1 protein-coding gene (only partly in view) is annotated in these 22,145 nt (G+C 65.6%); it reads left to right on the forward strand.

Translation table 11 applies throughout. The features are described 5' to 3' along the window. Positions 1-22,145 carry part of the coding region annotated (locus RMP09_RS09760) for a hypothetical protein (RefSeq protein WP_310565787.1) on the forward strand (this coding region is incomplete at its 3' end). Its footprint extends 20,669 nt past the window's final position, so 22,145 of the 42,814 annotated nt are shown.

The raw sequence follows: 22,145 nt of genomic DNA on the forward strand, positions 1-22,145 counted from the left end.
GTGCTGCTGTCGGCAGACCCGCTGCTGGCGCCGCTGAAAACATTTTTCCTGCCCGAAGACCGGGCCATGCAGGACCGGCTGAACGAGGCGGCGCAGTCGGCCACCGGGACCAGCGCGTTTTCGTCTGCCGACGTTTTGCAGGGTTCATTCCAGCAGTCCTATGGCCAGTCGGTGGGCGTGCTCGCATCGCCGGTGCTCAATGGGCTGGTGTCGATGGCTCCGGGTGAGGGCAGCGCGTCTGCTTTGACCCTTCAGGAGCAGCCCACGGCGACCCAGGTCACCGTGTTCAACGCCACAGATGCGTCCATTTATTCCGGCACCGCGATCACCGGCTTGCAACTCGAAAGCGGCGTTGAAGACGCTTCGGTTCGAACCTTTGGCGAGCCCATCGCAGCCGCTGATGAGCAACAGGACGCCAACCTCCAGTCTTGGGCGTTGTCGCTGCCCGCGACCCAGCCGGTTGATCCGCTTCTGGAGACCCGCGCAACCGCCAATTGGTTGCAATCGGGCACATACGACCTGGCCCAGCTGGGCAGCTTGAACGGTTCGGGCGACCTGTGGCTGTCGTCTGACGCCGTGCTCAAGGGCAGCGGCAGCTTTGGCGGCACCCTCACGGTGGAAGGTCTGCTCAGTCCCGGTTATTCGCCGGGTGTGCAAAACGTTGACAACCTGACGCTCACCGACAGCGCCACCACGCTGGTTGAAATTGGGGGTGAAACGGCTGGCACGGGCAGCGGTTTTTACGACCAGATCAATGTCACCAACCTGGCCTCGCTGGACGGAACCCTGCAGGTTGATTTGATTGGAAGCTTTCGCCCGAAGGATGGGCAAATCTTCAATGTCTTGAATTTCGGCAGCTACAGCGGTGCATTCGACGAAGGCCTGGGCCTGATCGACGCCGGTGCGGGTGTGTTCTTTGAGGTGCAGCTGGAAGCCCATGCGATCAACCTCAAAGCCCATGTGCTGGACGAAAGCCTCAGCTACCTCCTGGGTGCGGTGTCGTCCAGCGTCGTGGCAGACGACGCTGCGTTGGAAGACCGTGTCGGTCTGTGGCTGAACTACGGCTATTTCCAGAACAACACGAGTTTCAGCTTCAACGGTGATCTTGCACTCGGCCAGGGCCTGGGCCTGAGCGGCACCACCACCATTGGCTTTACCGACCACGTGCTGATCGACGGTGAGTACGTCGATGTGTTCAGCATGGGTTTTGAGAACGCCAGCGGCTACCTGGGGCTGGACGCGGATGACCCCAGCGCTTTGGGCATCGCGGCCACCGACGCCGATGTGGCGGTGCTGTTCATGCGCAGCGACGACCCCTTGCGCGACCTCGGCTGGATCTGGGCCGAAGGTCAGGTGGGGGGGCTTTCCTTGTTGGGTGGCGCCGATGTGTCGCTCACCGCCACCGACTTGTCGCTGGACTTTGCACTGGCCCTGGGGGCATCCAATACGGCCATGCTCGACCTGTCCGCCGCTGCGCGCACGGTCAACGTGGGCACCCGCAGTGTCGTTTTCGACGACAGCGACGCCGACCAGCATGCCGCCCTCTCGGGCACCGCTGCGCTGGAAGTGGGCGGCCTGGTGTCCTTGTCGGGCACGATGGGATTTGCCTCGACGGCCCAGCGCCTGGTGGTGGCGGGTGAAGGCATCGAGGCCCGCTTCAGTGCCGGGGGTGTCAGCGCCGGTGTGAACAACGGCAGTTTCGGCCTGGTGCTCAACGCGGATGACAGCTTCTTGCTGGAAGCCAGCGGCGCCCTGTATCTGAACGGTGGTGGCTTCGCTTCGGTCAGCGCCAGCAACGCCCTGTTGCGGCTGAACACCACGGGCGTGGCGCAGGCAGAGCAAGTGCTGCAGGCGGGCGCCTATGCCCACACCTTGTCGGCCATGAGCGCGTTGGGCGACCCCGTGCTCAACATCACCGGTCTGCAAGCCCGTTTGGGCGACGCCCTGGCCTTGGCCGGCGACTTCGCATTTGAACGCGATGCCGCCACCGGCGAATTGCAGGTGTGGGCCCATGCGGCGAGTGCTTCGGTGCGCGCGGGCGACATGCGCGCCGGCGTGTCCGACGCACAGGTGGCCCTGGTCATCAGTGACGACGTGAGCGCCGGCGGCATCGTGCTGCAGGCCAGCGGCGCTGCCGACCTGGCCCTGGGCGACGCCGTGCAGCTGTCCGCCTCGGCGGTCAGCGTGCAGTGGAACACCACGGCGGCGGACGCCACCGGCCGTTCCATCGTGGTGGCCGGCATGGCCCACACCTTTGCCGCGCTGGAAGCGGGCCGACAGGCCGTGGCGCTGAGCGATGCCAACCTGGTGGTGAGCGACTTCTTCAGCGTCAGCGGCGACTTGGCCTTGCTGGCGTCCACCACCACCGTCCAGCTGGCGGCGGACACCCAGGGCACCGCGGTCGACGAGGCCGCGGACGGTTTGTTGGTGGACCTGTTCACCCTGGGCGGACACAACCTGAGCGCCCAGGTCGGCGTGGCGGGCGGCCTGGGCTTGCAGTTGAGCGGTGTGTCGTTCGGCCTGGCGCTGATGGGCGCCCAGGGCGACAGCAGCCGCCGCTGGACCAGCCTGCAGGCCAGCGCCGACAGCGTGGCCATGACCGGCATCGACGGCGTCACCCTCAGCGGCAGCGCACTCCGCGTGGACCTGAACACCGCGGCCCATGCGAACGACGCCGTGGTGGACTACGGCGCTGGCGCAACCAGCCTGAGCGTGCCCACCGGTGCCAGCAGCAGCCAGGCGCTGGACATGGACGGGGCCCAGGGCACGCTGTTGCGCGCCAGCGGTGAGCTGGCCATCGACCTGTTCGGCTTCTTCACCACGCAGGGCACCTTCTCGTTCGAGCGTGCCGACCAGGAACTGCAGCTGGCCGATGGCTCGCTGGTGCAGGCCGCCGTGCTGACGCTGGGCGCTACCGACGCCAGCGCCTTTGCCGGTGTGGGGGCGGGCACCGCCAGCGCGCAGGGTCTGAGCCTGAGCGGTGTGGATTTCGCGCTGGCGTTGGTCAGCGACAAAGACAACACCCAGCGCCGCTGGACGGCCTTGCAAGCCAGCGTGGCCACGGCCGACTTCAACGGCGTGGATGGCCTGACGCTCAGCGCCGCCAACGTCAACCTGGTCATCAACCAGGCGCAGGAGCCACAGGACGCCGTGCTCAACACCCTGCTCACACCGATCACGGTGGGCGTGGGGGCCGACGCGCAAACCCTGTCCATCGATGGTGCGGACGGTGAATCGCTGCGCGCCAGCGGTGACTTCGAAATCGATGCCTTCGGCTTTGTGCAATTTGCCGGCAGCCTGGCGCTGGAAAAGCGCCAGGCCGAATTGCGCCTGGACGATGGCCAGCAGGTGGCGGTGGATCTGCTCACCCTGGGCGCGCAAGACCTGAACGGCTTTGCGGGCGTCAACGGCGGCACAGCGGCGGCGGTGGGTCTGTCGCTGACCGGTTTGGATCTGGCCCTGGTGTTAGCCAACGAGCAGGTGGACAGCGGCACAGCACGCCAGTGGACCAGCCTGCAGGCCAGCGCAGGGCAAGCCGCGTTGGTCGGCGTCGAGGGCCTGGAACTGGCCGGGCGCAACCTGGCGCTGGACATCAACCGCGCCGCCGCCGACGGCAGCCTGGTGGACTACGCGGCCCAGTCGCTGGCGGTCACCACCGCCAGCGCGGGCGAGGTCGGCAGCACCACCTTGACGCTGGACGCCGCCCAAGGCGAACTGACCCGCGCCAGCGGTGAACTGGCACTGGACGCCTTCGGGTTCCTGCAGGTCTCGGGCGCTTTCGCCATCGAGCGGCGCGACGGCAGCGTGACGCTGGCCGACCTGCCCGGCACAGCAGACACCGACGAATCGCAGACCGCTGTGGCGGTGTCGCAGCTGCTGGTGGGTGGCAATGGCCTGAGCGCCTTTGCGGGCGTGGGCGGCGGTCAGGCCAACGCCACGGGCCTGGTGCTGGACGGCGTGGACTTCGCCCTGGCGCTTCAGTCTGAACGTCTGACGCCCCAGCAAATCACCGACGGCGCCACCGCGCGCCGCTGGACCAGCCTGCAAGCCGAGGTGGGCGAGGCGGCATTTGTGGGCATGGACGGACTGCGTCTGTCGGTGCACAACCTGGAACTGGCCATCAACCGCACCGCGGCGGACGGCACGGTGGTCGACTACAGCGACGGTGCCACGGATCTCGTGGTGAGCACCGGTCCGGCCAGCACACTCGCCCTGAGCCTGGACGGCGCCCAGGGTGGGCTGCTGCAAGCGGCGGGTTTTGTCGCGATCGACCTGTTTGGTTTTGTGCAGCTCGAAGGTGAACTGGCCTTTGAAATGGCCGATGCGAGCCGCACCGTGCGCCTGTCCGACGGCACCGATGCCGACGTGGGCTTGCTCGTGGTGGGGGGCACCGGCCTGAACGCCTTTGCCGGATTGAACGGCGGCGAAAGTGACGCCCTGGGCCTGCAACTGGGCTCGGTGGACTTTGCGCTGGCGCTGATGAGCGACAGCAGCAACCCCGCCCGCAGCTGGACCACGCTGCAAGCCGCCGCGGACAGCGCCGCACTGGTGGGTGTCGAGGGCTTGACGCTGCAAGGCAGCGATCTGGCCCTGGCCATCAACCGCAGCTCTGTGGTCGGTGGCCCGGTGGTGGACTACGCCCTGACCGATGCCAATGACCCCGACAGCGTGCGCAAGACCGTCGTCAGCGTGCCCACCGGCCCGGACAGCGCGCTCGATTTGAGCCTGGACGGGATCGATGGCGAACTGCTGCGCGCCACTGGCCAGCTCAGCCTGGACGCCTTTGGTTTCCTCCAGGCCTCTGGCGGCTTTGCCATCGAACGGCGCACCGCGCACGTGGTGTTGAACGACGGCGTCGTATCTGAAGACCCGGCCCTGGCTCAAGCACCCACCGAACTGTCGGTGGACCTGCTGACCATTGGCGCCACGGCTGTCGATGCCTTCGTGGGCATCAACGGTGGGTCGGCTGACCGCATCGGTCTGGCGCTGCAAGGCGTGGACCTGGGCCTGGCCCTGATGACCGAACAGCTGAGTGACGAGCAGGTGGCGGCTGGCGCCAACGCCCGCCAGTTCTCCAGCTTGAAGGCCCAGGCCGAGCAGATTGCCTTTGTCGGTATCGACGGCATCACCGCCAGTGGCACCGACCTGCAGATCGAGATCAACCAGGGCCAGGCGGGTGTGGGCGCAGCGCCCGACAGCGTGGTGGACTTTTCTGGCCAGCAGCTGGCCGTGGCCGCCGGGGCGGCGGGTGCCAGCGTATCGCTGGACAGCGATGGCGCCCTGGGCGAGCTGGTGCGCGCCTCCGGTCAGGTGGACATGGGCGTGTTCGGCTTTGCCAGCCTGAGCGGTTTCTTCAGCTTCGAAAGCGCCAGCCGCAGCCTGGTGCTCTCGGACAACAGCACCGTCATGGCCGATGCCCTGCTGGTCGGCGGCAGCAACATCGACGCCTTTGTGGGCGTCAACGGCGGCACCGATGACGCGGTGGGCCTGAGCCTGAGCGGCGCCGAATTTGGCCTGGCCCTGCTGGCCAGCCAAGCCGACCCGTCGCGCAGCTGGACCACGCTGCAAGCCACGGCCAGCAGCCTGGCGTTTGAAGGTATCGAGGGCATGACCGCCCGCGGCACCGACATCGCGCTGGCCATCAACCAGGCCTCCCGTGTGGGCGATGCCGTGGTGGACTACCGCGTCGGCAAGACCGACCTGCTGATCGCCACCAGCCGCGAAACCAGCCTGCGCCTGGACTTGTCGGGTGCCGAGGGCGAGGTCATCAAGGCCTCGACTCAGCTGGAGCTGGATCTGTTCGGCTTCTTCAGCGTTGAAGGCGGATTCGCGCTGGAGCAGCGCAGCCAGTCGGTCACGCTGTCGGATGGCAGCGAGATCGAATCGGCGCAGCTGGTCACCATCGGTGCCAGCGAAGTGCAGGCGTTTGCCGGCATCGGCGCGGGTGGCGATACCCCCGTTGGCTTGAGCCTGGGCGATGTCAACTTTGGTCTGGCCCTGATCAGCGACCCCGACCATCCCGAGCGCAACTTTGTCACCCTGCAAGCCACCGCCGCCAGCGCGGCCGTGCAAGGCATTGATGGGCTGACGCTGCGCGTGCAGGACCTGCTGGTCAACGTCAACCGCGGCATCACCCTGGCCGCGGAAGCCGAGCAGACCGAACAGACCAACACCCGCCTGGGCTTGTCCATCCCCCTGGGCTTCCTGGGAACCCTGGTGTTTGGTGACGGCAGCGACACCGCCGAAGTGGCGGTGAGCGCGGACCTGACCAATGCGGAGCTGCTGCTGGCCCTGACGGCGGCCATGGGCAGCCTGGCCAGCGTGGGCGCGGGCAACGTGCGCGTGACCGGCAACCGCGACGATGGGTTTGAGATCGAATTCATCGGCACCCTGGCGGGCACCGCGGTCAGCGGCATCACCGTGCAGTCGGCCGCGGCGGCCGTCACCGTCACGGTGGACGAAAGCACCCCGGCCGACGCAGGGCAGGACGAGATCAAGCGCCTCAACATCGAAGCGCTGCGTGCCACGCCCACACCCGCCAGCGCCACCGTGACCACCGTGGTGGCCGGTCAGGCGGGGGTCAACGAATCCCTGGCGCTGAGCTTCAACACGCCCACCGTCGGGGGCACCTACAACGTCTACTTCGTCACCGACGGCAGCGTTGCCGTCACGGAACAAGCGATCGCCGGCCAGAGCGCGGTGCAGCGCCTGACGGTGCTGGCCGACACGCAAGCCACCAACAGCACCGCCAGTGCCCAGGTGAGCACCGTGCAGAACGGCAGCGCCGCTGGCCAAAACGAAGCCTACAGCGTCACCTTCACCAAGCAGTTCGGCTCGCAGGGCTTCAAGCTGTACTTTCAAGACCAGCCGGTCTTGCCGGTGGTGCCCAAGTTCAACAACGCCGAAGACCCGGCCGAGACCATCACCAACCTCAAAGCCGCCTATGCCGCGCTGCTCAACGGGTTGGACGGCCGGACCGTCGGCGTCAACGACATTCAGGTGGTGCGCGACACCAGCTACACCGGCACCGGCAACCGCTACCTGGTGGAATTTGTCGGCGCGCTGGCGGGCGTGAACGTCAAAGCCATCGGCATGCAGAGCGAAGCGGGCAGCTTCAAGAACGTCAACACCCGGCAGGGATCGGGTGGTCAAAACGAGGTGCAGCAGGTCCGCATTGAGCGCGTGGGTGCGGGCAGCTTCACTTTGAGCTTGAACCATGGTGGCCAGACCTACACCACCACCGGCATCGAATTTGGCGCCAATGCCGCCACGGTGCGCTACGCCTTGAACGCCGCGATGGGCGGCGACCGCACGGTGGCCGTCACCAGCAGCACGGCGGGCAGCTACACCATCACCTTCACCGACGGCCTGGCCGCACAAGACCTGGCCGAGCTGTCGGTCAACCTGAACCCGCAGGCGCAAGCGGCCAGCGGCCAGTTCAAGCTCAGTTTTGGTGGCCTGACCACCAACAACATCACGTACAGCAGCGACGGCGAGGTGTTGGCCAAGCGGGTGCAGACCGCGTTGGCCAGCCTGGGCAACATCGGCTCTGGCAACGTCAAGGTCAGCTTCAACGCAGCGCAGTCCAGTGGCCAGCAAACGGGGCTGGACATCAGCTTCACCCGCAACCTGGCCAACAGTCCGCAGCCGCAGATCAGCCTGGGCGGCTCAACCCTGGTGAACGCCAGCGCCGAACTGCGCAGCGTGGACGCGGGCATTGCCACCCAGCAGCAAGAGCAGTGGGTGGTGTTGGGCGACGACGCCCTGACCCATGGCTACCGCTTGAGCCTGACACACGCAGGCACCACCTACCAGACCGGGCTGATCGCCGGGGATGCCCAGGCATCCACCATCCAGGCGGCGGTGCAAAGCGCTTTTGGCGTCATCGCCGGGGCCCGGTTTGAGGTGGTCAAGGGGGCCGACGGGGCGACCGATGCCGACACCTTCTACCTGTCGGTGGGCGGCTCGCTGGCCGGCCAGAATCTGCAGCCCGTGGCCTTGCAGGCCGACGGCAGCAGCAGCCTGGCAAGCGGCGTGACGCGCACCTTTGTGGTGGGCAACACCGCACAGAACCTCAGCAACATCCGCTCGGCCTACGCCGAATTGCTGAACACCGATGTCAGCAATATTGCCGTGCAGCTCGACAGTGGCGCGGTGGGCGCCGAGCGCTATCTGGTGAGCTTCGTCGGCGCACTGGCGGCCACCGACATCGCCGACCGTGGCGTGGGCGTGGTCAGCACCGACCTGGATCCGCGCCTGTTGGCCAACGGCGCTGCCGCCGTGGCCGCCGTGCAGCGCCTGGCCGTTGACCGCGATGGGGACACCACCGGCACATGGGCCCTGAGCCTGGAGCACGGGGGGCAGACCTACCAGACCGCCACCCTGGCCCTGGGGGCTTCGGCGGCCGACGTTCAAGCCGCGCTGCGTGCAGCGGTGGCCGGCGACAACAGCCGCCTGGGCGATCTGGGCACCATCAACGTCACGGCCGACGGCACCGACGCTTACCGCATCAGCTTTGCCGGTGATCTGGCGGGCCAGGCCGTCAAGGCCCTGCAGGTGCAGAGCCTGGCGACCGACAGCACCTTGCCCGAGGGCAATTTCCAGCTGTCGTTGCTGCGCGACGGCGAGCGGGTGTACAGCCCGGCGATTGCGTACGACCAGCAAGCCGCTGTGCTGCTGGCGAATGTGCAGGCCGCCGTGGACGCGCTGCTGGGGGCCGGCAACGTGCAGGTGACCCAGGACACCAGCCAAAGTGCCGACAACAGCGCCGCCTTCTTGCTGACCATGGTGGGTGATCTGGCCTTGACCGACGTGGCCGACCTGCGCAGCCATTTCGGCAGCAGCACCGACACGGATCGCAACCTGAGCCTGGCCTTCGTCAAGCCCAGCAACATCGCTCAAGGCCGTGCGGCCAGCGGCGAGGTGCAACGCGTGCAGCTCGACTCGCCCTACAGCGACGTGACCTACACCGTGTCGTTGACCCACGCGGGTCAGACCGTCACCACCGGTGAATTGAACACCAGCATGTCGCAGGCCGACGTGCAGGCCAGCCTCGATCAGGCCCTGCAAGGCATGGCCGGCGCCAGCGCCGAACTGCAGTTCTACAACGGTCGCGAATGGCAGGTGGCCTTTGGCGGCAGCCTTGCAGGCGCGGATGTCGCTGCCCTGGTGATTGAAGAATCCGCACCCAGTTTCGACGTGGCGCTGTCCACGATCGAACTGGGGCACACCAACGTCACCCCAGCCCAACCGCAGCGCACCCTGGTGGTGGACTACAGCGACGGTGCGACCGAACTGACGGTGGCTGACGGCGCTGATGGCTTCACCCTCAGCCTGGACGGCGCGGAAGGTGAAGTGACCGAAGCCCGAGGCAACCTGGAAGTTGACCTGTACGGTTTCGCCCTGGTCAAAGGCGAACTGGCCATCAAGCTCAGCCAGCAGCAGGTGACCCTGGCCGACGAGCAGCGCGACAGCGAAGGCCTTGTGACCCGTCCCGCCAGCCAGCTCACCGTGGATGCGCTGACCTTCGGGGGCAGCAACCTGCGGGCCTTCGTCGGCACGGGCGGTGCCTACAACGACAGCGACGAACTGGCCGATGGCGCCACCGGCCTGGCGCTGAGCGGTGTGAATTTCGGCTACGCCGTCATGACCGAACGCCTGACGGGCCTGGAGCCTGCGGGCACCCAGGCGCGCCAGTGGACCGCGGCGCAGGCCGGCGCCGACAGTGTCTCGGTGGTCGGGGTGGAAGGGCTGGGCCTGAGCGGCACCAACCTGAACCTGGAGATCAACCGTGCGGCGGCCGACGGCGTCTTGGTGGACTTTGCCACCCAAGCCTTGTCCATTCCCGCTGGATCGGGCAGCAGCGACACGACGGTTGAACTGGGCATGGACGGCGCCGATGGACAGCTCACGCGCCTGACCGGCAGCCTGGCGCTGGACCTGTTTGGTTTCGTGGCGGTCGAAGGCGACTTCGGCATCGAGAGCAAACAAGGCCAGGTGAGCCTGGCCGGGGTGGAAGACGACCCGCTCACGCCAGAGAACGAAACCCTGGTGGACGTGGACATGCTGCTCATTGGCGGCAGCAACCTGAGCGCCTTCGTGGGCGCGGGCGACGTGGGCCTGAACCTCTCTGGCATGGGCCTGGGTCTGGCGCTCATGACCGAACAGGTGCCGGCACCGGCGGCGGGCCAGCCGGCCCAGACCGCGCGCAGCTGGACCAGCGCGCAAGCGACCATCGACAGCGCCAGCTTCGAAGGGGTCGAAGGCCTGACGATCGAAGTCAACACGCTGGCCCTGCAAGTCAACCGCCAGGCGGCGGACGGCTCGGTGGTGGACTACGGCCTGACAGCAGACAGCGCGGATGCGGCCGATGCGCGCAACACCGAGCTGGAGATCCTCACCGGACCCGAATCCAGCCTGGTGCTGGAGATGGACGGCGCTGACGGACAGCTCACGCGCCTGACCGGCAGCCTGGCGCTGGACCTGTTTGGTTTCGTGGCGGTCGAAGGCGACTTCGGCATCGAGAGCAAACAAGGCCAGGTGAGCCTGGCCGGGGTGGAAGACGACCCGCTCACGCCAGAGAACGAAACCCTGGTGGACGTGGACATGCTGCTCATTGGCGGCAGCAACCTGAGCGCCTTCGTGGGCGCGGGCGACGTGGGCCTGAACCTCTCTGGCATGGGCCTGGGTCTGGCGCTCATGACCGAACAGGTGCCGGCACCGGCGGCGGGCCAGCCGGCGGTCACGCCGCGCAGCTGGACCAGCGCGCAAGCGACCATCGACAGCGCCAGCTTCGACGGCGTCGACGGCCTGACGATCGAAGTCAACACACTGGCCCTGCAAGTCAACCGCCAGGCGGCGGACGGCTCGGTGGTGGACTACAGCCTGACAGCAGACAGCGCGGATGCGGCCGATGCGCGCAACACCGAACTGGAGATCCTCACCGGACCCGAATCCAGCCTGGTGCTGGAGATGGACGGCGCCGACGGCGAGTTCACGCAGCTGACGGGCGGGTTGGTCATCGACGTTTTTGGCTTCCTGCAGATCTCGGGCGATTTCGGCATCACGCAGGCGGATGCCAGCGTCACCATGGCCGATGGCAGCACCGTGGACGGCCGCATGCTGTCCATTGGCGTCACGGACGGTCGTGCCTTTGCGGGCATCGATGGCGACAGCGAGGACCGATTGGGCCTGGAGTTGACCGGGGTCGATCTGGGTCTGGTGCTGTTCGACAGCCCTGATGCTGTCGGTGCGTCCTGGATGGCCCTGTCGGCCACCGCCGACGGCGTGGCTTTCCTGGGCATCGATGGTTTCACCTTGGCGGCGCAGGGCATTTCGCTGGAGATGAACAGCGTGACCGGCAGCACCCTCGGGGTGATGGCGCTGAACAACACCGCCGTGGCGGCGGGCGCGGGACAAACCGTGCAGGTGAGCACGGATGCGACACGCGGTGAGGTTCTGGGGGTGCGGATCGATCGCGCCACCCTGGCCATCTCGGATTACGTCTACATCAGCGGCGGTTTCTATTTCGAGCAAGCCGCATCGGCCCTGATCGATATCGGCACGGGGCTGAGCTCCAGCCAGGTCAGCAACAACGCAGCGCTCAAGCGCAGCCTGGACAAGATCAATGGTGTCGCCGACGACTATGGCCGCATCGAGGGTCTGGAGGCGGCCTCCACCTTCCTGGCGGCCACCGATGTGGACATTTTTGTGGGCCTGGGGCCTTACTTCATCGACGCCGACGGCAATGGGCTGTTCGACGCCGGTGAAAGTCTGAACGACGACCGTTGGGGCATCACGCTGGACAACATCGACCTCGGTCTGGTGTTCATGAATCCGACGCTGCTGGCCGATCCCGACAATGTGGTGCCCAACCTGTATGCGCTGCAGGTGAACTGGGACGCCGCGCTGGAAATCGACTGGACGCTGTTCCAGTTCCAGCTGCAAAGCCTGCAGGTCACGCTCAACCAGGGCGGGAACTGGCGCGGCGTGACCGGCGCTCGTCCGTTCATCGATTTCACCAGCAGCTACGACGGTGGTGCGTTGGCGCTCAGCGTGGGCGGTGCGGACTTCGTTTTCGATTACGACCGGCCTCTGATCGGGGTGACACTCAACGATGCCTTGCTGGGCATCGGTGGCTTCTTCTATATCGAAGGCGATTTCGCTTTCGAGAAGAGCAGCGGCATGGCACTGGACATCAACACCCAGTTGCCCAGTCGCCTGACCGGCAGCGCGGTCGGGCTGAACACGAGCCTGAGCGAGTTCAAGCGCCAGGGCTACCTGTCGGCCGACAACAGCCGCCTGGAAAATCTGCCGGTCGATGCCATCTTGTTTGGTGCGTCCAACGTGTCCATCAAGGTCGGGGACTACGACGATCCGTTGATCCACCTGCAAGACATCGACGTCGCGTTCGCCACCTTCCAGGCGACCAAAGCGGTCGATCCCCGCGCTGTCATTCCGCGCATGTACTCCATGCAGGCCTTCTGGCCCGTGGCTTTGAACCTCGACTGGGGGTTCATGCAGCTGGCCGTGGACGACATCACGCTCAAGCTCAACAGCGGCGACGAATGGGCGGGCGTGAAGGTTGCGCCTTACGCCGACCTGCGCTCGAGCTTTGGCGAACAAGGCCTGCGCGTGGCCACCGGTGCCGATCCGGTTTTCCTGAACTACAACAGTTCCTTCTTCGGTGTCGAGATCAGCCGGGCCCGCATCGCCCTTGGCGATTTCTTCTTTCTGCAAGCTGGTGTGTCCATCGAGCGTTCCTCCGGAACGGCGGTCGACATCAACACCGGTTTGAGTGCCCGACCGGTTGCCCCGCCGCCCGAACTGCAACGCCTGGTGCAGCGCGGGTTGATCAACCCGCTGGACTACTCGCGCATTGAAAACATGCCGATGCAGGCCACGGTGGTGGGCTTCTCAGACGCGATGCTGTTTGTGGGCGCAGGTCCGTATTTTGTGGACAGCAACGGCGACGACCAGATCACCGCGGCCGACGAGCCCTCTGCCGATGCCACCGGTTTCGTGGTGGACAACCTGAACCTGGGTCTGGTCCTGTATTCCGACCGCCTGGGCGACGTGCCGGATCTGTGGGCACTGTCCGCCACGGTGGACCAGGTCGGCTTTGTCGGGCTGGATTTCCTGACGCTCGAAGCCAATGGCGTTCGCATCGCCGCCAACCAGGGCGGTGCGTGGGCCAACACCCAGATCAAGCCGTTTGTCGACTTCCAGTCCACCTATGGCGTGGACGGTTTGTCGGTGTCCACGGGCGGGTTGCCCATCGCGATCGCATTCAACAGCTCGCTGATGGGCGTGTACGTTGAAGACGCGACCATTCGGATCAGTGAGTTCGTTTACGTGCAGGGCGCGTTCGCCTTCGAACAGGGCCTGCGCCAACGCATCACGGTGGACACGGGCGCGCGCTTTGGTGACGTGGCCTTTGCCTCCACCGCGGCGTCGCTGCAAGCGTCCAGCCTCACTTCTGGCATTGAGCTCTCGAGCGACTGGACCACCCTGTCCAACCTCGAAGTCGAAACCATGACGCTGGGCATCGCCAATGCCAACGTCTTCATCGGTTACGGCATCCCCGACTTTGACTCCGACCTGCCGGTGGACGAGCAATCGGACACCTTTGGCATCGCCATTGAAAACGTGGATGTGGCCCTGGCCATCATGACGCCCACCGGCAGCATGGTGAAAAAGGTGCCCAAATTCACGGCGCTCAGTGCCTCGGCCGACTACTTCGGCGTGCTGGGTGGCGGCGATATCTTCCAGCTCGAAGGCCGCGACATCGATGTCCGCCTGAACTGGAGCTCGGGCTGGGTCAACACGCCCGACATCATCCCGTCGGTGGACTTTGTGAGCAGCTTTGGCCCGCAGGGCCTGGCCGTGCCCACCGGGGCAACGCCCATCTTCCTGGACTTCTCTGACGGCGCCATGATCGAGGCGCAAGTCAGCAACGCCACCTTGATGGTGTCGGAGTTTGTGTACCTGCAGGGCGATTTCGCTTTCCGCCGCGGTGGCACCAAGGAAATCGACGTCAAGGCCGGTTTGCTGGGCACGGTGCAAGACGTGCGCGCCAACTCCATTGAATTTGGGGCCAACAACGTCCAGGCCTTCATCGGCGTGGGCGGCCCTTACCTGCAGGACACCAATGGTGACGGGCAGGTGACCGACCACGAGATCACCATCGACGGGGTGACCTACGCGGCCGACGAGGTCAACGGCGAAGCGATTGGCCTGGTGGTCAACGACCTCGACTTCGGCATGACGATTCTGACGACCCAGTCGCCGAACCTGAACGACCCCTTGTCGTTCCTGGTGCCCAAGGGCACCAAGTTCACCGCGCTCAAGGCCTCAGGTCAGCAAATCGCTTTTGTCGGCGTTGAAGAGCACGTCGAGTTTTCGCTGGAAGACATCGCGGTCAGCGTCAACCAGAGCAGCCGGGCGGGCGTGATCGCCGACTTCACCGAAGGGGGCACCAGCACGGGCATGGCGATTGCCACCGGCGACGACAGCCAGCCGATCATGCTGGACATGCACGAAAGCGTGCTGTCGGCGTCCATCGGGTATGCGCGCCTGAACATCATGAACGTGCTCGCCGTGGAAGGCGGCATCACGTTCCAGAAGCGCATCATCGAAGAAGCCGACGTGTACCTGGCGGGCTTGCGCGTGCCGGGTGTCGGCATTGACGCCCTGGTCATTGGCGGGCGCAACCTGTCGGCGTTCGCCGGCATCAACGGTCCTTACCTCACCGACACCAACGGCGACCACGAACTGGACGACGAAACGCCCAATCCGGACGCCATCGGCTTTGCCATCGCCGACCTGGACTTCGGTCTGGTGATCGCCAACCCGAGCCTGATGGGTCAGACGCTGCAGAACGTCACGTTCATCGGCGTCACCGCCGAGGCCGACTACGCCGGCCTGGTGGGCACCGACCCGTGGGTGACCTTGAACGCCCAGGATGTGAAGTTTGGTCTGAACATGGCCATGGCGCAGGGCTACCCCGTCCCCGCCACCTTTGTGGATTTCTCCAGCGTGCAGGACGGAGGCTTGGAGGGACTGGACATTCCCATTGGCAGCACCGCCAGCATCAACATGGGATCGCTCGATGCGTACGAAATCCGCATCGGCTTCCAGGCCAACCTGGGCTTGTTCGGCCTGTTCGAGATCAACGCACCCGCCTTTGATTTCACCTTTGAACTGCCCGACACCGGCGACCTGATTCCCGAGATCAACCTCAGCGGCCTGCTGGACTTTGACTTCGGCATCCCGGACAGCGCACCCGACTGGCTCAAGGGCGTGGTGGACACGCTCAAGAACATCAACCTGACCATCAGCGTCACGGGCATCACCGGCTCGATTGAAATCCCCGACCTGCAGATCAACGTCGGTGACTTCGTTCACTTCCAGGGCGACTTCAAACTCACGCTGGGCGACAGCTTCACAGCCAATGCCTTCACCGGCATCGACCCCATGCTCGGCGGTGCGGTCGACAGCCTGATGGATCTGGCCGTCAACGAGCTGGTCAAAGTGGGGACCGGTGGGGTCGCGCTCGACCTCAGCGATCTGGATGCGGTGCAGAGCTTCCTGGGCTTCTCGTCCGACTTCTCCGTCCTGAAGAATGTGCTCTACCAGGGCGTGTCGTTTGGTGCCAGCAACGTCAACCTCTTCGTGGGCGCTGGCGACCCCGACTTCAGCCGGCCGCTGGCCGACCAGGGCCTGATCGGCTTTGGCATGCAGGACCTGGATCTGGCCATTGGCGTGTACAAGCCCACGCTGCCGGGTGTGCTGGGGACCTTGTTCAAGGGCAGTGAGAAGCCCATCACATCGATCAAAGCCACGGCCGACGAGCTGGGCGCCTACGGTTTCGGCGACTTCCTCAAGATCCTGGGCCGGGACATCACGCTGGAATTCAACGACGGCGGCTTCTGGGGCCCCGAGATCAACGTGCTGGGGGTGCCGGTTCAGTTCGTGCGCGCCTTGCCCATCTATTCGGACATGCGGTCGGTGAAGATCGACCCGGTCACCGGTCAGATCACCGAAACCGCGGGGCATGTGGTGGGCACCGGGCGCGACCCGGTGGCGCTGGACTTTGATGGCAAGCCCTTGATGGGGCTGGACATCGGCCTGGCAGAAATTTCCCTGGCCGACTTCGTGCACCTGCGCGGTTCGCTGGCGTTCCGCAAAGGCGAGATCTACAACGTCAAGATCGATGCGGGCGGCCTCGAACCGGTCCTCAGTGACCTGGGCGACGTCTCGGGCATCGACTTCAACAACATCAACCTCAACGTCCAGGCCATGACCCTGGGCGGCGCCAACCTGGAAGGTTTCGTCGGCATTGGCGGACCCTACCGCTACGGACCGGATCTGGACCAGGACGGCATCCTGGACTACGTCAACGCCAGTGCGGTGGGTCTGGAAGTCCACAACGTCGACTTCGGCTTCGCCATCATGAAGCCCATGCAGCTGGCCATGATTCCGGCGCTGGAGCCGCTGTCGCCATTCTGGGTGTCGGCCAAAGCATCGATCGAACGGGCCGGGCTGGTGGGCATTGATGACAACGTGCTGTCGGCCGAGGTGTTCGACATCGAGTTGAACATCAACACCTTCGTCGTCAACTCGCCCGTGATGTCGGCCGCCTTGCAGGTGTTTGGTCCGCCCACCATCAACTACAAGGAGAGTGAGGCTTTCAAAAACTACACCGAAGACGCCGACGGCAACGGTGTGCTGGACCTCGGTGAAGACCTCAATGCCAACCTGCGCCTGGACGAAGGCGAAGACGCGGATGGCGACGGTGTGCTGGATCTCAGCGAAGACCGCAACCAGAACGGAAAGATCGACACAGCCGGTTTTGCCTTGCCCGCGGGCGGCAACAACATGGTGTTCATCGACTTTGACCAGGAGATCATCCAGGCCAAGGTGGGTTACGCCGAAATGAACCTGGGCGGCGTGTTGCAGATGTCGGGTTCGATGGCCTTCACCAAACGCTCCGGCGAGCGGGTGACGCTGTCCAACGGTGACGAGACCGTCGTCACCACCATGGCGATCGGCATCAACGACGCCAATGCTTTCCTGGGCGTGCCGACCGAGGTTGACGGTCAGTTGCGCGGCTACTTCTACGACAGCAACGGCGACGACCGCATTGACGAGGCCGATGAGACCAACCAGGCCGCCGTCGGCCTGGTGGTGGAAGACCTCGATCTGGGCCTGCTGGTGGCCGCCGAGACCTATTTCTCGCTGGAGCGGATCAGCATCGGGGTCTACCTGGCCGGCCGGGCGACCGTCAACACCATCAAGCTCAACGGTGTGACGGGCGTGACGATGGCGGCGCGCGACATCGCGCTGGAAATCAACACCGGTGTGCGCGCCAGCCTGGCCATTGGTGACATCACGCAGGACCCCGTCACGGGGGCGGTGAGCTACAACGCCAATGTGCAGCCCTCGTTCGGTTTCACGACCATCGACTTCAGCGAGAGCACCTGGTTGCGGCCGTCGGAAGACGCCAACGGCAACAACACGCTGGATCTGGGCGAAGACCGTGGCAACGGCATGCTCGATGCGGGTGAAGACCTCAACGGCAACGGCCGCCTGGATGCGGGTGAAGACCGTGGCAACGGCGCGCTGGATGTCGCGATGACGCTGCCGGGTTACGCCATTGAAACCGGCAACCCGTTCGAGCCCATCGTGCTGGACTTCAAGTCCAACTTCCTGCGCATCTTCGGTGAGCTGGAGATCGACATGTTCGGTCTGGTCAAGCTCGACGGGGCGTTGGACTTCCGTTTCAGCGAAGAAGACGGCCTGACCGCCTTCGCCGACGTGACCATGCAGGTGGGACCGGACGGTTTCAACCTCCAGAGCGATGCCACGGGCTTGCTCGTCATCAACAGCGGCGGCGTGGCCATGCGCCTGGACCTGGCCAGCAGCCTCGACCTGGGCCCTGTGGCCAACCTCGATGTGGCGTTCCAGCTGAGCCTGAACTCCTTCGGTCGCGACATCGTCTACGAAGTCCCTGAACAGCTGCAGGACCGCACCGGGTTCACCAGCTTCACCGTCAGCGCCGCGCCTCCCGGCAAACCCGACTGGGTGGGCCCGTATGTCGCGTTGACCGGTCGCGGTGACCTGACGCTGCTCAACGCGCTCACGCTCGAAGGCGACTTCGCGATGATCGCGTCGTACGCCAACGATCAGTTCCGCCTGGAACTGGGCGTCAGCGCCGAGCTGGCCATCGAGCCTCTGGCCCGTTTGAACGCCACCGGCACGCTGGGTTTTGTCGCGGGCGGTGCCGGCGCCGGCTTCTATGGCAGCCTGGAAATCGGCGGAACCGGGCAGGACTCCATCATTCTGGACGGCGGCAGTGCCTTCAGCATTGGCGGGCGTTTCCTGCTGCAGATCAACACCACCAACCAGACCCAGCAGGCGCGAGGACGCGATGCGCTGGGCAATGTGTACGACGCCGATGGCAACCCCATCATGGTCGACCTCACACCCGAGTCGCTCAAGATTTCGGGTCGGGCACTGGTCTCAGTCGGCCCGATCGAGATGCGCGGTGCGGTCGATTTCCTGATCGACGGCTCCGGTGTGCAGGTGGCCATGGCCGTGGTGCTGGACCTGGGGGCCTTCGGCTCCATTGAAGTGGAAGGCGCAGCGGCCATTGGTGTGGACGCCAACGACCAGCCGTTCTTTGCGCTGTACATGAATTTCCAGACGGAAATGAACATCGCCATCCTGAAAATTCAGGCGGGCGCCACGCTGCGCATCAACACCAGCGATCTGGACTACACCACCTTGCAAGGGGATGTGATCGAGGGCGGGACCTTGTTCGACCTCGAACTGGTGGGCAAGATCGACCTGTTCCTGTTCGACGTCGATTTCTCGGGCCGCATGAGCGTCGTCGACGACGTCTTCAAGCTGGAGTTCACGGGCTCGCTGAACTTCTTCAACGTCACCACGGTGCAGATGTCGGGCTACATCGACTCGGAGGGCAACTTCGAGTTCCGCGGCAAGATCGAGATCGATATTTACATGGGGCCGTTGCACCTGAACGCGGGTGCCAGCCTGATCTTGAGCAGCCAGCCGCGTTTTGCGGCGGCGGTGTGGGGTTCTCTGGACTTTGAACTCGACCTGGGCCTGTTCACCATCGACTTCACCATCGCCGGCTTCCGCGGCGAAATCGACATCACCGCCGCCAGCGCCTACCTGGCCGCCCGCGTCACGGTGATGGGCATTTCGGTGTCGGGCAGCTACCTCTGGTCGTGGACCGATCCACCGAAGATCAGCCACCTCGACGGCGACACGCTCGTGCTCAACATGGGCGACGCAGCGGGCCGCTATGGCGAGTCCGAGTACAACGAGATCGTCAACGAAGGCGTGTCGGTGGAGTTCGACGCGTCCACGGACGAATACATCGTGCGATCGCTGGGCGTGGAAGAGCGCTACCAACGCAGCCGTGTGCGCACCATTCGCGGCTACGGCGGCACCGGCAACGACTCGTTCTACATCGGTCAGGGCGTGGACGCCCGACTCGATCTGGATGGCGGCACGGGCAACGACAGCTTCCTGATCCAGGGCGGTGTCGCGGGCAGCATCATTTCCGGCGGCGCCGGCAACGATGAATTCCTCAACGGCACCGCAGCGGGCCTGTACTACTTTGGCGACGACCGACCCGCCAGCGGCAACGCCTGGGTGGGCCGTTACACCGGCGCCACCGGAAACGACCGCTTTGTCGGCGGCGGCGGCGCGATCACGGTGGACATGGGCCTGGGCAACGAATCGGTCAGCACGGGTCCCAACAGCGACACGGTGATCGTCCGCGGTGGCAACACCAAGATCGACACCGGCGCTGGTGGCGACACCATCCGGCTGGACCCCAACTACGGTGGCGGCAACCTCACCATCACCGGCGGTGGCGGTTTCGACACCCTGGTGGTGGCCCCCATGGCCAGCACCGGCCCGCTGGTGCTGGGTGCCATGCAGCTGGTGCACGAAGCGCCGTCGGGTTATCTGACGATCAGCTTCGACAGCAAGCTCGATCGCATCGAGATGACCGACACGGCGGCGCAGACCGTGCTGCGCAGCACGGCCGACGTGAACTGGGATTCGACCGACTTCTCGCTGCTGGCCAGCGGGACGGTCGACGTGCGCGGCGCCACCTTTGTGGCCGCTGACGCGCTGCTGAGCATCAGCGCCAACGCCTTTGTGGGCGACTTCAACACCACGCTGGCCGCCTTGAGCCTGGAAGCCCGCGACACCAGCGGCAGCACCAGCACCCTGGTGGTCAACGAAGCCGACAGCCTGAATCTGGTGGCCGACCGCTGGAGCCGGGGTGGCCTGTCCACCCAGCGCGGCGACATCCGCGTGACGCTGGCGGCGCAAGAGTCGCTGCTCAGCCTGAACTCGGGCTGGCTCAGCAGCGGCGCGGGCGACATCCGCGTCAGCGCGGACGACATCAACTTCGTCGCCGGCCGCAACCGCGTGGCGGGCAGCGGTTTGCTGGTCCTGTCGGCACAAACCGCCGGCCAGGACTACCGCGTGGGCGGTGCAGCGCAGTCGCTGTTTGGGCGCGACCAGTCGGTGGCGGGTGCCACGGGCTTCATGGCCTTGTCCATGGGCGACCTGGACGCGCTGGCCGATGGCTTCCAGGAAGTGCAGATCGGTGACCACCGTGGCCAGGCCTTCATGATCGTGGGCGACATCAAGGACGCGACGGTTGGCATCTTTGATTTCCAGACCAAGTTGACCGATGCGTTGCGCCTGAGTGCGGACGAAATCGTGATCGCCGGCAACGTGCAGGTGGCCGGTGCGGTCAGCACACAAAGCCGTTTGCTGCAGGTGCGGGCACTGAACTTCCAGGCCCCGCTGGGCGCGCCCGATTCGGGCCTGACCGCACAGCGCCTGAGCCTGACCGCCACCGAGCAGGTGGACCTGAGCGGTTGGCTGATTGCGCAGGAGCGGATCGACCTCAACGTCACCGCCAGCACCGGCATCGACGCGTACGTGAAGGTGGGCGCCGAAACGACCAGCTTCTTCGGTTCCACCAGCGGCAGCATGCAAGTGCTGAACAACGGCGGTGTGATGCACATCGCCACCAGCGGTGCGGTGGTCAGTGCGGCGGGCATGGACGCCAGCGGCACGGCCGGCCGGATTGAAGTGGACGCAGGCGGCAGCCTGACGCTGCGCAGCGGTGCCACGGTGCAAGCCGCCCTGGCCCATTCGGTGGTGGATCTGCGGGCCGACGGGTACATGCACCTGCTCAGCGGCAGCGCCGTCATTTCCGGCGCACGCTTTGAAGGCAACACCGCGGTGCTGACCGGCGAGGGGGCCACCCTGTCGCTGCAGTCGCTGCAGGAACTGCGCCTGTCGGGCTCGGTCACTGCGGCCGGCACGATGAGCATCGACGCCGGCGAGTCGGGCCCCAACGACGGTGCCGACTACTTCGACTTCCTGCTGGGCTCGGCCATTGAAACCGTGGCCACCGGCAGCCGGGCGCAACTGACCGACGGCCCCACCATTGAACTGGCCCTGGCCGACCTGGCCCTGGGCCGCCTGGGTGGAGACGAGTCGCGCAACGGCGCCGCGCTGTCGGCGCTGGAGTCGCTGATCACCGGCTCCACCCTGCGCCTGAGCGAAGCCGCCCTGGCCAACCTGGTGGTGCGCTCCATCAACGAGGTGGGCTTTGGCTCCCTCAGCGACGCTCAAAAACACCTGGTGGCGACCACACTGGGTTATTCCGTCTACACACCGCCGCTGATCGCAACGGGTCCCGACGCAGGCAAACCCAGTGGGGCGCCCACGGCCTACTTCAACCCGCAGACCGGCGCATTCACCACCCAGCTGGTGGCCGGCAACACGGTGGCCAGCAGCGCGGGCTACACCCAATACAACGGTGTGGTGCTCACCCGCACGCTGGCTGACGGCAGCCTGGCGGTGCGCGGCACCCTGGTGCAGGGTGTTTCGGCCGACTACAGCAACAGCCAGATCGACTGGGCGGGTGCGGGCGTGCCCGCGCCGGCCGCCGCGGCGGCGTTCACCGCCCTCAGCGGCGCGCAGCAGCTGGTGGTGGCCGAGCACCTGGGCTACGTGTTCGACTACTACGCCATGCCCGGTGACCTGTGGGAAAACGGCACCGACATCACGACCGACGACGT

The sequence above is a fragment of the Hydrogenophaga sp. genome, from assembly GCF_031426985.1.
Classification (GTDB): Bacteria; Pseudomonadota; Gammaproteobacteria; order Burkholderiales; family Burkholderiaceae_C; genus Hydrogenophaga.